General features: G+C 55.9%; 16 protein-coding genes. 8 read left to right on the top strand and 8 right to left on the bottom strand.

Annotated features, from left to right (window positions below; all coding sequences use genetic code 11):
• Positions 1-21 precede the first annotated feature (21 nt).
• Positions 22-789 (bottom strand): zinc transporter ZupT, encoded by a 768-nt coding sequence (zupT, locus tag AAE045_RS01820; RefSeq protein ID WP_455546228.1) that lies wholly within the window; start codon positions 787-789, stop codon positions 22-24.
• Positions 790-908: 119 nt separating this feature from the next.
• Here zupT and ygiD point away from each other — a divergent pair, with 119 nt between their 5' ends.
• Positions 909-1,697: a 4,5-DOPA-extradiol-dioxygenase gene (ygiD, locus tag AAE045_RS01815; protein ID WP_455546227.1), complete on the top strand. Its 789-nt coding sequence runs from the start codon at positions 909-911 to the stop codon at positions 1,695-1,697.
• Positions 1,698-1,729: 32 nt separating this feature from the next.
• On the opposite strand, the gene AAE045_RS01810 is transcribed toward ygiD, so the two are convergent.
• The 3 genes from AAE045_RS01810 to tolC form a co-directional block, all read right to left on the bottom strand.
• Positions 1,730-2,890, bottom strand: coding sequence for a glutathionylspermidine synthase family protein (locus AAE045_RS01810; protein WP_455546226.1), 1,161 nt, complete (start codon positions 2,888-2,890; stop codon positions 1,730-1,732).
• Positions 2,891-2,895: 5 nt separating this feature from the next.
• A complete protein-coding gene (locus tag AAE045_RS01805) occupies positions 2,896-3,570 on the bottom strand; it encodes a DUF1190 domain-containing protein (RefSeq protein WP_455425763.1) in 675 nt (224 codons plus the stop codon).
• 168 nt (positions 3,571-3,738) lie between these two features.
• The gene (gene tolC, locus AAE045_RS01800; protein WP_455546225.1) at positions 3,739-5,247 is read right to left on the bottom strand and encodes an outer membrane channel protein TolC; all 1,509 of its coding nucleotides are present in this window, start codon (positions 5,245-5,247) and stop codon (positions 3,739-3,741) included.
• A 207-nt stretch (positions 5,248-5,454) separates the two neighbouring features.
• Between tolC and nudF the strand changes: the two genes are divergently transcribed.
• The 6 genes from nudF to araJ all read left to right on the top strand — a co-directional run bounded on the left by nudF (position 5,455) and on the right by araJ (position 11,275).
• On the top strand, positions 5,455-6,087 hold the full coding sequence (gene nudF / locus AAE045_RS01795) for an ADP-ribose diphosphatase (RefSeq protein WP_455546224.1): 633 nt from the start codon (positions 5,455-5,457) through the stop codon (positions 6,085-6,087).
• A gap of 2 nt (positions 6,088-6,089) precedes the next feature.
• Entirely contained in the window at positions 6,090-6,512 is a 423-nt protein-coding gene (locus AAE045_RS01790) for a DUF1249 family protein (protein ID WP_202304213.1), read from the top strand.
• A gap of 25 nt (positions 6,513-6,537) precedes the next feature.
• Positions 6,538-7,365, top strand: coding sequence for a 3',5'-cyclic-AMP phosphodiesterase (gene cpdA / locus AAE045_RS01785; RefSeq protein WP_455546223.1), 828 nt, complete (start codon positions 6,538-6,540; stop codon positions 7,363-7,365).
• A complete protein-coding gene (gene yqiA / locus AAE045_RS01780) occupies positions 7,365-7,940 on the top strand; it encodes an esterase YqiA (RefSeq protein WP_455546222.1) in 576 nt (191 codons plus the stop codon). The genes cpdA and yqiA overlap by 1 nt, the downstream gene beginning before the upstream one ends.
• Positions 7,941-7,985: 45 nt before the next feature.
• A complete protein-coding gene (gene parE, locus AAE045_RS01775) occupies positions 7,986-9,881 on the top strand; it encodes a DNA topoisomerase IV subunit B (protein WP_455546221.1) in 1,896 nt (631 codons plus the stop codon).
• 218 nt (positions 9,882-10,099) lie between these two features.
• Entirely contained in the window at positions 10,100-11,275 is a 1,176-nt protein-coding gene (gene araJ / locus AAE045_RS01770) for an MFS transporter AraJ (protein ID WP_455546220.1), read from the top strand.
• Between the two features lie 45 nt (positions 11,276-11,320).
• On the opposite strand, the gene AAE045_RS01765 is transcribed toward araJ, so the two are convergent.
• The 4 genes from AAE045_RS01765 to qseB form a co-directional block, all read right to left on the bottom strand.
• Entirely contained in the window at positions 11,321-11,638 is a 318-nt protein-coding gene (locus AAE045_RS01765) for a putative quinol monooxygenase (protein ID WP_455546219.1), read from the bottom strand.
• A 32-nt stretch (positions 11,639-11,670) separates the two neighbouring features.
• The gene (locus AAE045_RS01760) at positions 11,671-12,252 is read right to left on the bottom strand and encodes an NAD(P)H-dependent oxidoreductase (protein WP_455546218.1); all 582 of its coding nucleotides are present in this window, start codon (positions 12,250-12,252) and stop codon (positions 11,671-11,673) included.
• 109 nt (positions 12,253-12,361) lie between these two features.
• The gene (qseC, locus tag AAE045_RS01755) at positions 12,362-13,714 is read right to left on the bottom strand and encodes a quorum sensing histidine kinase QseC (RefSeq protein ID WP_455546217.1); all 1,353 of its coding nucleotides are present in this window, start codon (positions 13,712-13,714) and stop codon (positions 12,362-12,364) included.
• Entirely contained in the window at positions 13,711-14,370 is a 660-nt protein-coding gene (qseB, locus tag AAE045_RS01750; protein WP_455546216.1) for a quorum sensing response regulator transcription factor QseB, read from the bottom strand. The genes qseC and qseB overlap by 4 nt, the downstream gene beginning before the upstream one ends.
• Before the next feature lie 203 nt (positions 14,371-14,573).
• Here qseB and AAE045_RS01745 point away from each other — a divergent pair, with 203 nt between their 5' ends.
• Positions 14,574-14,984, top strand: coding sequence for a YgiW/YdeI family stress tolerance OB fold protein (locus tag AAE045_RS01745; RefSeq protein WP_455546215.1), 411 nt, complete (start codon positions 14,574-14,576; stop codon positions 14,982-14,984).
• Positions 14,985-15,084: the final 100 nt, after the last annotated feature.

The raw sequence follows: 15,084 nt of genomic DNA, 5'->3' as shown, positions 1-15,084 counted from the left end.
CGGTCTTAACCGGGTTTTTTCTTAGCCGATGCCGCTCGTTTGCAGCAGCGTCAGGCTCAGCCCCATTACCGCCATCCCACAAAGCACGCCATAGCTTGGATTGTTGTGCGGGTCGATCTCTTTGGCCAGCGGCATCAGTTCATCCACCGACAGCGCCACCATTATCCCCGCCACGGCCGCCATAATCGAAGCCATCACGACGGGTGAGATCATCGTGCCAAGAATCAGCCACGCCAGTACGCCGCCCAGGATCTCCGCAAGGCCGGATACGCCTGCCCAGAGAATGGCTTTGCGTTTAGAGCCCGTCGCGGCATAGACCGGGCCTGCTACCGCCAGGCCTTCAGGAATATTGTGCAAGGCCACGGCAAGGGCAATTCCCAGGCCCAGCTCAAGGTTGGCGCTGGCGGTCACAAAGGTGGCAATACCCTCCGGGAAATTATGCAGGCTGATCCCGAGCGTGAGCAGCAGGGCGGTGCGCCGGAGGTTTGGCGCTTTGATCGTGCTGTCCATCAGATCCTGCGGATGCGCGTGGGGCAGCGTTCTGTCGAGGGCAAAATAGCCGACCAGCCCGAGCACAAACATGCCGTAGCCCAGCACCGGGGACATACCCGTGGTGTGCAGCGCAGCGGGCAGCATTTCCATCAGCGAAATCAGCAGCATTATCCCGGCGGCAAAACCGAGAGAAAACGCCAGCACGCGGTTTGACGGCTTCTGGCCGAGCACGCCAAGAAATGCGCCGATAAAAGTGGCGCCGCCGGCTAACAGGGTCAGGATTAACGGGACTGACATTCAGGCTCCTTGTTCACATTCAAATTTACTGACGATCTTCATCATGCTTATCTGAGTTCTTCCGGCATCAATTGGGGATAGAGTTGTGTCATTCAAGTGAATTAATGAAGGACACCACCATGACAACCCAACGTATGCCCGCGCTTTTCCTTGGTCACGGAAGCCCGATGAACGTGCTGGAAGATAACCACTATACCCAGGCCTGGCGTCATTTGGGAGAGACACTGCCGCGCCCGAAAGCGATTGTCGTGGTGTCCGCACACTGGTTCACCCGCGGCACCGGCGTCACCGCCATGGAAGCGCCGAAAACCATTCATGACTTCGGTGGTTTTCCGCAGGCGCTCTACGATACGCACTATCCTGCACCGGGTTCCCCCGAACTGGCGCAGCAGCTTGTCGATTTGCTGGCACCTGAGCACGTCACGCTGGATAAAGAAGCCTGGGGCTTTGACCACGGCTCCTGGGGGGTTCTCATTAAGATGTACCCGGAGGCGGACATACCTATGGTGCAACTGAGTATAGACAGCACGAAACCTAATGCCTGGCACTACGAAATGGGCCGTAAGCTGGCAACGCTGCGTGACCAGGGCATTATGCTGATAGCCAGCGGTAACGTGGTGCATAACCTGCGCACCGCACGCTGGCACGGTGAAAACACCCCATACCCCTGGGCAGAGTCGTTTAACCAGTTCGTGAAGGATAATCTCACCTGGCAGGGGCCGGTCGAAGCGCACCCGCTGGTGGACTACCTGCAGCACGAAGGCGGTTCGCTGTCGAACCCGACGCCGGACCACTATCTGCCGTTACTGTATGTACTGGGCGCGTGGGACGGCACGGAACCGGTTACGATCCCTGTGGACGGCATTGAGATGGGGTCTTTGAGTATGCTGTCGGTGCAGATTGGCTAAAGTAAGAAGGGCGCGAAGTTCGCGCCCTTTTTTTACTCTACAAACACGTGTGGATAGAAGCGTGAAAGATCCTGGGTGATTAACGCCCGGTCCTCACGAATGCCGATCCCGGCGGGTTGATCGTTGATCAGCCAGCTGCCGATCAGCGTGTAGCTGTCGCCAAATTTTGGCAGCTGATAAAACTGCTGGACGATCATCCCTTCTTCGCCATACGGACCTTCCGCGCTGGCAATCTCCTCGCCGTTGGCGATGATCTTCACGTTGGCGCCCTCGCGGGAGAAGATCGGCTTCACGACGTATTTATCCATTGCCGGATAATCGTCTTCTGCAAAATAAGCTGGCAGCAGGTTAGGGTGATTCGGGAACATCTCCCACAGCATTGGCAGCAGCGCTTTATTAGAGATGATGCTCTTCCAGGCCGGTTCAAGCCAGCGCACGCCAGCATCTTCAAGCTTGGTAGAGAACATCTCGCGGAGCATGAATTCCCACGGGTACAGTTTGAAAAGGTTGCTGATAACCTGATCCTGCAGATCGGTGAACTGGCCTTTTTCGCCCAGGCCGATCTCTTCCATGTAGACGAATTCGCTCGCCACTTCCGCTTCTGCGGCGCAGTCCTGGAGGTACTGGATCGTTCCGCGATCTTCTACCGTGTCCTGACAGCAGGCGAAGTGCACCAGGTTAAACCCATGCTGCTGTTTCAGCTCGGCAAAACGCTCAATGATTTTCTCCTGCAGGCTGTTGAACTGGTCGCTTCCCGGCGGCAGATTTCCTGCCTGCAGCTGATCTTCCAGCCAGATCCACTGGAAGAAGGCGGCTTCATACAAGGAGGTTGGCGTGTCGGCGTTATTTTCCAGCAGCTTAGGTTCACCCACGCCGTCCCATGCCAGATCCAGACGGGAATAAAGCGAAGGCTGCTGGCTGCGCCAGGACTGACGCACGAACTCCCAGGTGTGCTTTGGAATACGGAACTTAGCCATTAGCTCATCGCTGGCAACCACCTTCTCAACGACCTTCAGGCACATCTGATGAAGCTCGGCGGTAACCTCTTCCAGGCGCTCGACCTGCCCCAGCGTCAGCTTGTAATAAGCATCCTCACACCAGTACGGCTCGCCATACATGGTGTGGAAGTTAAAACCGTATTCGGTGGCTTTTTCGCGCCAGTCCGGGCGCTCGCTGATTGCGACTCTTTCCATGACGCTTAGCCGCCCATAGAACGAGAAGAGCCGGTCGCGCTGCTGCGCTGCATGCTGGTCTGTTTGGCAACAGACTCACCAAAGCCGCCACGAGTGACGGTGCTGGTGGTTGCTGGCTTCGGAGCCATAGCCGTTTTAGGAACCGTTGTGGTGCGGCCCGGCGTGGCTGCGCCGTAGCTCTTGCCGCTGGCATCGGCGTATTTACCGTAAGCCGGGCTGGCCGGATTTTTAGAGCTGAACAGCGGCTGCTGGGCAAAGCCCGCGCCACCGCCCATCAGGCGGCCCATCATGTAGCCCGCCATCAGCGGCATCCAGAAGCTGCCGCTTTGCTGAGTCTGTGCCTGATTCTGATTTTCACCGGCCATGCTGGCCTGGGCCGGAGCCGGCTGGCACTGACCTTCGCCAAATTCAGCAATACACTCTTCACGAGAGGCATATTTAGGCGCGGTGCGCTCGGCTTCTTTCAAAGCATTGTTGTAGGACGTGGTGCATTCCGCGCTTTTACCCGGGTTGGCCTGGGCGCAGTCGTCCGCGTTCTGGTACATGGAGACGGTTTCGTCATTCTGCTCGCAGCCCGCCAGCATAAATACGGCGGTAACGGCCAGCGCAACCGGCGTTAAATGTCTGGCGTTCCAGCTTTTGCGGAACGAGGCGTGATTTATGGTTTTTGTCCGTTTCATTTTTCTGTCCTGAGCCCAAAGGAATAAAGCTATTGTTGTGCTTAGGATAGGGGATGAATGGTCGAAATTAAAGCGATGAAGGTAGTTTGCAGGGGGATCTTTACGTTGCCTTACGTTGGGCAGCGCAAGTTGTGACAGGGGCATGAAACCATGCCCCTTTTAGCGCAATTAATGACTGAACGGATTGCCGGAAGTATTGCTTCTTGCGGCTGCAGGCTGCGCTGCCGGAACGGCCTGGGCAGGCGAAACGGCACGGGTGGTTGCAGCGGTGTCCGCCGTGTAACCATCTGCACGCGCGTCCTGATCTGGCGTTTCAGGTGCTACGCTTTCTGCGGTAGTCGGCACTGGTTTACCCAGCGTGGCGTTCAGCGCAACCAGATCCTGCTCGTTAAGCGTACCCAGCGCTGATTTGATGTTCAGTTGGTTGATCAGGTAGTTATAACGGGCGCTGGAAAGTTGCTGCTTCGCGTTATACAGCGTGGTGGTCGCATCCAGCACGTCAACGATGGTACGAGTACCCACCGAGTAACCGGCTTCCATGGCATCCAGTGAGCTTTGCGCAGACACAACTGCCTGTTTGTAAGCGTTGATGGTGCTGATGGAGGCGTTCACGTTGTTGAAGGATGAACGAACGGTCTGCACAACGCTGCGGTGCGCGCCTTCGAGCTGCTCGCTGGCACCCACAAAGTTGTACTGCGCTTGTTTGACCTGGGAGTTAACAGACCCACCCTGATACAGCGGCAGCGAGAAGTTAATCCCGACTTTGTTCTGACCCATGTTGCTGTCGTCGTACTGCTGGCTATTACTGGTTTTTGAACCGTTATAGCTGGTATCAGAGATGCCGGTAGAAGCAGTCAAACCAACAGTTGGCATATGGCCCGTTTCGGCATAGCGAATTTGTTCGCGAGCCAGATCCTGAGACAGGCGTGCCTGTAACAACGCCAGGTTACGCTTTTCAGCTTCCTTCAGCAGGTTGTTCACCGCTTCTGGCTTGTCGGTTTTGAAACCATCGACGTTCAGAGAAGCCAGGGACGGGTAGTAGTTGCCGGTCACCTGACGCAGCGATTCAACCGCGTTGTCGAGGTTGTTACGGGCAGTCACTTCGTTCGCCAGCACGTTATCGTACTGTGATCGGGCGTTCTGCACGTCGGTGATGGCAACCAGGCCTACGTTAAAGCGCTGGGTTGTCTGATCTAACTGACGGTAAATTGCCTGTTTCTGCGCTTCGGTGTAGGAGAGTGCATCAATGGCGCTCAGCACGTTAAAATAGGCCGTCGCAGTGTTCAGGATCAGGGTTTGCTGATCGGTCTGGTAAGTCACGTCCTGAATACCGGCAGATTTTTCCTGCAGGGTCAGCTGACGCCATTTTGACATGTCAAAGATGGTCTGAGTTAACTCTAAAGACGCGCTGGTTGCATTTGAGTTTACGCCGTTCGCATCGCGATAGCCGTTGCTGTAGGTGTAATCTGCACCGAGGCCGAGCTGTGGTAATAACGGGCTACGAGCTTCGTTAATTTTCTCGAATGCGGCGTCACGGTCCGCAGCGGATTTACGTAAATCCGGGTTGCTAAGACGCGCCTGCTGATAAACCTGCATCAGGTTTTCTGCCTGGCTCATGGCGCTGAAACCCGTTAGGCTCAGACCGATAAGGATTGGGAGCAGTTTCTTCATTTGCATTCCTTGTTGTGAAGCAAAATTGTTTTTTTGATAGCGCTGATTGAGTCGAAATGGTTGCCGATTCTAACAGAGTACGCCTGCGGGGCGAGTTGGCGTAATGTGCCATCCACCCTGAATTTGAACAATCTACCATATAGCAGAAGAAAGGGCATTCAGGCAGGGTTGAAATCGCTCAATTCATTACCATAAGACATCCGGGGTACATTCATGAGTAAGTCAGACGATAAACTTGTCACGTTCGCTAAAAATGATGTTGAAATTATTGCACGGGAAACGCTTTATCGCGGTTTTTTTTCACTCGAATCGTATCGTTTCCGCCACCGCCTTTTTAACGGCGGCATGAGCTGCGAAGTCAGAAGGGAAATATTTGAACGCGGGCATGCTGCGGTGCTGCTACCCTATGACCCTGTGCGTGACGAAGTTGTGCTGATTGAGCAAATTCGGATTGCCGCCTACGACACCAGCGCAACACCATGGCTGCTTGAGCTGGTCGCCGGGATGATTGAAGAAGGCGAAAGCGTTGAAGACGTGGCACGCCGCGAATCTGTAGAAGAAGCGGGCCTGATTGTGGGCCGCAGCAAACCGGTATTGAGCTATCTGGCGAGCCCTGGGGGCACCAGCGAACGCTCCTCCATACTGGTAGGGGAAGTGGACGCCACGGCCGCGAAAGGTATTCACGGTCTGGAAAGTGAAAACGAAGATATTCGTGTTCATGTGGTAAGCCGGGAACAGGCTTATCAGCTAGTCGAAGAGGGGACTATCGACAATGCTGCTTCAGTCATCGCTCTGCAATGGCTACAGCTGCATTATGAGAAACTACGAGAAGAGTGGAACCACTAAATATGAAGCGCTATACGCCTGACTTTCCTGAAATGATGCGCCTGTGCGAAACCAATTTCGCCCAGCTGCGCCGCCTGCTGCCGCGTGAAGACGCGCCGGGCGAATCGATAACCTATCAGGTTAATAGCGCCCGCTATCGGCTGACCGTATTAGAATCCACTCGCTATACGACCCTCGTGCAGATAGAGCAAACCGCGCCGAGCGTGAGCTACTGGAGCCTTCCGTCAATGTCCGTCAGGCTTTACCATGACGCGATGGTCGCGGAAGTGTGTTCAAGCCAGCAGATCTTCCGCTTCAAAGCGCGTTATGATTATCCTAATAAAAAGTTGCATCAACGCGACGAAAAGCATCAAATTAACCAGTTTCTTGCTGATTGGCTGCGCTACTGTTTAGCGCATGGAGCGATGGCGGTTCCGGTTTGTTAGAGAGAGTGAAACCTAAGGACACCATTTGGAAAGCCTGTTAAATCTTCCTGTGGCCGGTGGGGGCCGTATCAGGATACTGCAAATAACCGATACCCACCTATTCTCTGGGAAGAATGAAACGTTGCTGGGCATCAACACCTGGGAGAGTTACCAGGCGGTGCTGGCGGCTATTCTTGCTGACGGGCGTCAGTGTGATTTGATTGTTGCCACCGGAGATTTAGCCCAGGATCATAGCGCAGAGGCTTATCAGCATTTTGCGGAAGGCATCGCGCGTATCGCTGCGCCCTGCGTCTGGCTGCCCGGCAATCATGACTTCCAGCCCGCGATGTACGGCTCGCTTCAGGATGCGGGTATCTCTCCTTCAAAACTCGTTTACGTCGGCGACAGCTGGCAAATCCTGCTGCTCGACAGCCAGGTCTTCGGCGTCCCGCACGGTGAGCTGAGCGAGTATCAGCTGGAGTGGCTTGAGCGTAAGCTCGCCGCCGCGCCTGAGCGTCATACCCTGTTGTTATTGCATCATCACCCTGTGCCTGCGGGCTGCAGCTGGCTCGATCAGCACAGCCTGCGCAATGCCCAGGAGCTGGATAACGTGCTGGTAAAATTCCCGCAGGTGAAAACCCTGCTGTGCGGGCATATTCACCAGGAGCTGGATCTCGACTGGAACGGGCGGCGCATGCTGGCCACGCCGTCTACCTGCGTACAGTTCAAACCCCATTGCTCAAACTTCACGCTCGATACCATCGAACCCGGATGGCGCTGGCTGGAGCTTCATGACGATGGCGAAGTCACCACCGAGGTTTGCCGCCTGCAGGGCGCAGTGTTCAACCCGGATACGGCTTCAGAAGGTTACTGATGTCTACGCTACTTTATCTGCACGGCTTCAACAGCTCCCCGCGTTCCGCGAAGGCGACGAGCCTGCAGGCCTGGCTTGCAGAACGCTATCCCCATATAGAAATGGTTGTCCCCCAGCTTCCCCCTTACCCGGCGGATGCCGCTGAGCTGCTCGAGTCTCTGGTGCTGGAGCACGGTGGCGAGCCTCTTGGCGTCGTGGGCTCTTCTCTGGGCGGATATTACGCCACCTGGCTGTCGCAATGCTTCATGCTGCCTGCCGTCGTCGTCAACCCCGCAGTACGCCCGTTTGAATTGTTAGCAGAATATCTTGGTAACAATGAGAACCCCTACACCGGGCAGCAATATGTGCTAGAGTCACGCCATATTTACGATCTTAAAGTCATGCAAGTTGACCCGCTTGAAGCGCCTGATCTCATCTGGCTGCTGCAACAGACGGGTGACGAAGTGCTCGATTATCGCCAGGCAGTGGCTTACTACACTTCCTGTCGCCAGACGGTCGAATCCGGTGGTAATCACGCCTTTGTAGGCTTCGAAGATTATTTCACACAGATTGTCGACTTCCTCGGTCTTCATTGAGGCCGGGTCGCCCGATTCCTGTTTCGCTATCTGAACGAATAAACCATGACGCAATCCAGTTATAACGCCGATGCCATTGAGGTACTCACCGGGCTTGAGCCGGTTCGCCGCCGCCCGGGAATGTACACCGACACAACACGCCCGAACCATCTGGGCCAGGAAGTCATTGATAACAGCGTGGATGAAGCGCTGGCAGGCCATGCTAAGCGTGTTGATGTAATTCTCCACGCCGACCAGTCGCTGGAAGTTATTGATGACGGACGCGGTATGCCGGTGGATATCCACCCCGAAGAGGGCGTCCCTGCGGTCGAGCTGATCCTCTGCCGCCTGCACGCGGGCGGGAAATTCTCCAACAAAAACTACCAGTTCTCCGGCGGTCTGCACGGGGTGGGGATTTCCGTTGTTAACGCCCTGTCCAGGCGAGTAGAAGTCACCGTTCGCCGTGACGCGCAGGTCTACAGCATCGCCTTTGAAAACGGCGATAAAGTCCAGGAGCTTGAGGTTGTCGGCACCTGCGGCAAGCGCAATACCGGTACCAGCGTTCACTTCTGGCCGGACGAAAAATTCTTCGACAGCCCGCGCTTCTCCGTTTCGCGCCTGAGCCATCTGCTTAAGGCGAAAGCGGTTCTCTGCCCGGGCGTTGAGATCACTTTTACCGATAAAGTAAACAATACCGAGCAGCGCTGGTGCTACCAGGACGGTCTGAAAGATTACCTGTGCGAGGCCGTAAATGGCCTGATTACCCTGCCGGAAGCGCCGTTTGTCGGCAACTTCGCTGGCGATACCGAACAGGTTGACTGGGCGCTGCTGTGGCTCCCGGAAGGCGGCGAGCTGCTGACCGAAAGCTACGTTAACCTGATCCCAACCATGCAGGGCGGCACGCACGTTAACGGTCTGCGCCAGGGCCTGCTGGACGCAATGCGTGAGTTTTGCGAATACCGCAACATCCTGCCGCGTGGGGTAAAACTTTCTGCGGACGATATCTGGGAGCGCTGTGCTTACGTGCTGTCAGTCAAAATGCAGGATCCGCAGTTTGCCGGTCAGACCAAAGAACGCCTCTCTTCCCGTCAGTGCGCCGCTTTTGTTTCGGGCGTAGTGAAAGACGCGTTCAGCCTGTGGCTGAACCAGAACGTACAGGCTGCCGAACAGCTGGCGGAGCTGGCTATTTCCAGCGCCCAGCGTCGTATGCGCGCGGCGAAGAAGGTTGTGCGCAAGAAGCTGACCAGCGGCCCGGCATTGCCAGGCAAACTGGCGGACTGCACGGCGCAGGATCTCAGCCGCACCGAACTCTTCCTCGTGGAAGGGGACTCGGCGGGTGGTTCTGCCAAGCAGGCGCGCGATCGAGAGTATCAGGCGATCATGCCGCTGAAGGGCAAGATCCTCAACACCTGGGAAGTCTCTTCCGATGAGGTGCTGGCTTCTCAGGAGGTGCATGACATCTCCGTGGCGATCGGCATCGATCCTGACAGCGAAGATCTGAGCCAGCTGCGCTACGGTAAAGTCTGTATCCTCGCGGATGCGGACTCGGATGGTCTGCACATCGCCACGCTGCTGTGCGCGCTGTTTGTACGCCACTTCCGCTCGCTGGTTAAAGGCGGTCATGTCTACGTGGCAATGCCGCCGCTGTATCGTATCGATTTGGGCAAAGAGGTTTTCTACGCGCTCGATGAAGAAGAGAAGGCCGGGGTGCTCGAACAGCTTAAGCGCAAGAAGGGCAAGCCGAACGTACAGCGCTTTAAAGGGCTGGGCGAGATGAACCCGCTTCAGCTGCGCGAAACCACGCTCGACCCTAATACCCGTCGTCTGGTACAGCTGACCATCAGCGATGAAGACAGCGATAAAACGCTGGCGATTATGGATATGCTGCTCGCCAAGAAACGTTCCGAAGACCGCCGTAACTGGCTGCAGGAAAAAGGCGATATGGCCGATCTGGACGTGTAGGGCAATGCCTGCCGTCGTTTGATGGACATACCGATCTACGCTACAAACAGGCCGCTTTTGATGATCAACGCGCAAAGCGGCCTGCTCTTCGACTTCCCCGTATTCACAATCTCTGGCGACATCATGGACTAACGAGCTGATACCCTGTTTTGAACTGGTTGCGCCCGCCAGAATGATAAATAATATCCGCGTCATTCACCTGTGAAGCGGTCAGCCGTGTGAAAAAAACGATATTTGCGTTAGCGCTTGGTACTTTTGGTCTGGGCATGGCCGAGTTTGGCATCATGGGCGTGCTTCCGGAGCTTGCCTACGATACCGGCATAACAATCCCCGCAGCCGGCAATATGATCTCGTTTTATGCCTTTGGCGTGGTTATTGGCGCGCCGATCGTTGCCCTGTTCTCACAAAAGTTCTCCCTTAAAAGCATTCTGTTATTTCTGGCGGCGCTGTGCGTGGTCGGGAACGCCATTTTTACTTTTTCCACCTCCTATACCATGCTGGCAATTGGGCGCCTGATTTCAGGCTTTCCGCACGGCGCATTTTTCGGCGTCGGCACCATTATCCTCTCTAAAGTGGCGCCGCCGGGAAAGGTGACGGTGGCAGTAGCGGGCATGGTCGCCGGGATGACGGTCGCGAACCTTGCGGGGGTTCCGCTTGGCACATGGATTGGCCATACGTTTAACTGGCGCTACGCGTTCATGTTGATTGCTGCTTTTGATGTACTGGTGATTGGGTCGATTTTTTTCTGGGTGCCCGCGCTGTTTGACCGATCCGAAGTCCGTTTTGCAGAGCAGTTCCGCTTTCTGAAACGGCCAGAGCCGTGGCTGATTTTTTCAGCCACGATGTTCGGAAACGCAGGCGTGTTCGCCTGGTTCAGCTTTGTAAAACCCTTTATGGTCAGCGTTTCCGGCTTTTCAGAAGCCGCTATGACGGCCATCATGGTGCTGATGGGGCTCGGCATGGTGCTCGGCAACATCCTGAGCGGCAGGTTATCAGGACGGTACAGCCCGCTGCGCATTGCGGCAGCAACCGATCTGGCGATCGTGCTCTCGCTGGTGATGCTGTTTGCTGCCGGGGAGAATAAAACCGCGTCGCTTGCTATGGGGTTCATCTGCTGCGCCGGGTTGTTTGCCCTGTCGGCTCCGCTACAGATTTTACTGCTGCGTAACGCGCAGGGGGGCGAGCTGTTGGGTGCGGCCGGGGGACAGGTGGCGTTTAATCTCGGCAGCGCTGTCGGCGCATACCTGGGCGGGATGATGATTACGCTTGGCTTCAGCTGGAGCTACGTCACTTTGCCAGCCGCGCTGCTTTCATTCGCCGCGATGTCTTCGCTGCTCATGTATGGCTATCTCCAGGCAAAGCGCTCGCAGGCAACGCTTCATGCATCAATATAAAGAGCCGGTATAAACCAGCTCTTTTGTTCCTGATGAAAACCGGGATTACTTAATCGCGTCTTCCAGAATGTGGATATGAATATCCAGCACGTCGTCTTTCACCGCAGCGCTGTGGCTTTTCATATGGGCCGTAGCAAGGTGAGCTTCCAGATGAGCAACGCTCTCCCACTTCTCAACCATAAAGATGGAATCCGGTGCTGCGGTCTGGAAAGGAACCTGAGCGTTATGATCCACCAGCGGGGCGTAGCCAAAGCAGCCTTCTTCTTCCAGCACGGTAGGAATAATTTTTGCAAAGGCGTCGACAACGGCCTGGCGGTGGTGCTGGCCAGGACGGGTACGAATTTCAGCTATTACTGTAAGCATGACTAACTCCGTTTGTTTAAGCTTGAACTCAGTTAAGCAAAAATTTCGCCGAGATGCTTGCGATATTCTGCAACAAAGCGTGGAACGTCAGGGACTTTCATCACGTCGTTGGCGATAAAGGTCGGCAGACCTTCCATTCCGAGGAACTGGTTAGCCTTGTGGAACGGCAGATAAACGCCGTCTACGCCCACGCCGTGGAAGAACTGCTCCTTGTCTTCAAAGGCCTGCAGCGGTGCGTTCCAGGTCAGAGACAGCATATAGGTCTTGCCCTGGATCAGGCCGCCGGAGCCATATTTTTTCTCGGCGTCCGAGCGTGTACGGCCATCGCTGGCGTACAGAGAGCCGTGACCTTCGGTAAACACGTCATCGATGTATTTTTTCATGGTCCAGGGTGCGCCCATCCACCAGCCCGGCATCTGATAGATTACCGTGTCGGCCCAGAGATACTTTTCAACCTCGGTTTTTACGTCGTAGTCGCTGTCGGTACGGGTAACCTGAACATCATGTCCGAGGTCGCGCAAAAAGCTTTCCGCGACTTCGGTCAGGGTGTCGTTAAGCTGGCCGTTTGAGTGGGCGAATTTCTTCGCGCCGTTGATAATCAGGATGTTGCTCATCGGTAGTCCTCGAATCATTACGTTTGGCACGAATTCTAACGTGATCGCCGTCACGGTAAAATGGCCAGAATGTGCAAAGACTTTTGCTTGATTCGCAATAATCGGCTGGCTACCAGCTTATCCGCACCTGAAAACCTCCCTCTGCGTTATTGGAAAAATGTGTCCGCATAGCGTGCAACGCCGCGATACGTTGCACGATGGACAGGCCCAGCCCGCTGCCGGTTTTCTCCTGCCCCGGTGGGCGGAAGAAACGTTCGCCTAGGCCCGTTAAGAATTCCGGGCTGACGCCCCCGCCGTTGTCGGTTATGCAGATTTCACGCGGGAGTAGCGCAACATTAACAATGCTGCCGCTCGGGCTGTAGCGCACTGCGTTATCCAGCACGTTACGTATCATCAGTCCCAGCAGCAGAGGTTGACCACGTAGAGAGGTCTGATTTTGTATATCAAGGCGTATCTCCACGCCTTCACGCTGCGCCTGATGCCATGCGTCCATCACTGCGCTTTGTAAAAGTTCGGCAAGCGAAAGCTCTTTGACGTCGTCCAGCTTGTCCAGCGAATCGAGTCGCGAAAGCGTGAGAAGCTGATCGACCAGCCTGGCAGCGCGATCTATTCCAGAACTAAGATTGTTCAGGGCGTGGTCGCGCAGCGGGGCGTCGTCACCGGCCAGCTGAGCTACTTCGGTCTGCACCTTTAGCGCGGCCAGCGGGCTACGAAGCTCGTGGGCGGCATCGGAAGTGAAGCGGCGTTCACGCAGCATAAACTCCCCGGTACGGGTAAAAAGCTGATTCAGCGCTTTCACCAGCGGTTTAACTTCCAGGGGCATATCCTGCGATTCTAACTGACCGGCCTCGTCAGGCGCCCGGCGAGCGAGCTGCGCGGCAAGCTTGTGGAGCGGCGCGAGCGCACGGCTGACCAGACAGACCAGCAGAAGCAGCATCAGCGGCAGCGCAATAAGCCAGGGCAGAAGCTGAGATGCCACGACGTCCCGCGCCATCTCTTGCCTGTAGTCCCACTCCTGGCCCACCACGATGCGGTACTTGCCGTCTGCCGTGGTCAGCCAGAGAAGCCGCCATGCGTCGTCATCGCCTTTCAGCCTGCCATCCGTAAAGCCGTCGCGAGAATAGCCGTATTCAAGGTCTTTCCCGTTATCGCCATCGTTAAGCAGCAGATGCCCGTCCTTCGAGAAAATGGCGAAGGCGAGGGTATCATCGTCCTGCTTGCCCCGATGGTGGGGCACCATTTTTTTACTGCGCGGCAGTTGGGGCTCGCCGCGTAATTCGCTCAGGTCCAGCGCGCTGAGGCGTTTTGCAAAAAGTAGCTGCTGCGTATCGAAGAGTTTGTTCAGCGATTTACTGGTCTGGTACCAGGCGGCGAGGCTGGCCCCTGCCCAGGCGGCGAGCAGCAGCAGAACGAAACCGGCAAGCAGCCGGGCGCGAAGGCTTTGCGTCAGTATCTTAATCATTCCTCACCCAGCGTATAGCCAATGCCGTGAACGGTACGGATAAAGCTGCTGCCCAGTTTGCGCCTGAGATGGTGGATATGCACCTCCAGGGCGTTGCGGGAGACGTCATCGTCCCAGCTATAGATTTTCTCTTCGATAAGCGTGCGGGGCAGAACGCGGCCCGCATTGCGCATCAGCAGTTCCAGCAGGGCAAATTCTTTCGGCTTAAGCTGGAGCGGTTCACCGTCCTGTGTGACGGTAAGTTTTAACGGATCGAGTTCAACGCCTGCGTGCGTGAGGGCGGGCAGCGTCTGGCCGTGAGTGCGGCGGATCAGGACCTGCAGCCGGGCCGCCACTTCGATGAGGGCAAAAGGCTTGCAGAGGTAGTCATCCGCACCAAGCTGTAAGCCTTCCACACGCTGCTCCAGCGCATCCCGCGCGGTGAGGATCAGTACCGGCTCGCTTTGACCACTGCGCCGCCAGCCCTTTAATATTTCCAGACCGTCGATACCCGGCAGGCTTAGATCCAGCACTACCGCGTCGTAAGGGGCCTGTCCCAGCGCCGACTGGCCGAGTTTGCCGTCGGTGAACCAGTCGACGGTAAAGCCCATTTTCGTTAAGCCTGCCTTCAGGCCGTCGCCGATCAGTTTGTCATCTTCGATTATCAATATGCGCATAGCGCTGTCCCTTATTGTCCATGACGGGAAGTGCAGGAAGTTAATAACGATTATGCCGGGCTGTACAGGAGAAAAGTCGCTTGCTTCGGCGGGCGCCGCATTTTCATAATAAAAGCGATTTGTCGTGGCGAAATTAAGATCGCGTTAAGATCTCTGCGTTTTAATAGGTACCAGTTACGACATACATGAAGGGAGAAACAACAATGAAAAAACTAGCCGCAATGATGACCGTCCTGGCGATTACCGCCGCACCTGCCTTTGCCGCAAATCAGGGGGGCTTCGTTGACCCGAATGCCGCGCCTGCCGCGCAGCAAACCCAGACTCAGGCTCAGGGGGGCTTTGTCGGGCCAAGCGGGAGTAAAACCACCGTTGAAAAGGCCAAAACATTATCTGACGACACCTGGGTTACGCTGACGGGGAAAATCGAACAGCGCATCGGGGGCGATGACTACACCTTCCGCGACAGCACCGGCACCATCAACGTGGATATTGACCACAAGCGCTGGAATGGGCAAACCATCACCCCGCAGGATACCGTGCAGCTGGAAGGGAAAGTGGATAAGGACTGGAACTCCGTTGAAATTGACGTAAAAAACGTGACTAAAGTGAAATAATTCACCCCGAGCGCGACGTCCGGACAACCAGGGCGGGCAGGTAAGGTCAATCCTTGTCTGCCCGCCGCGGGTAATGGCCCAAACTTTGCGCAAATCATTC

Origin of the sequence: Dryocola clanedunensis (assembly GCF_038405435.1) — a bacterium.
Taxonomy (GTDB): domain Bacteria; phylum Pseudomonadota; class Gammaproteobacteria; order Enterobacterales; family Enterobacteriaceae; genus Dryocola; species Dryocola clanedunensis_A.
This window is presented reverse-complemented; position numbering and strand designations above follow the sequence as displayed.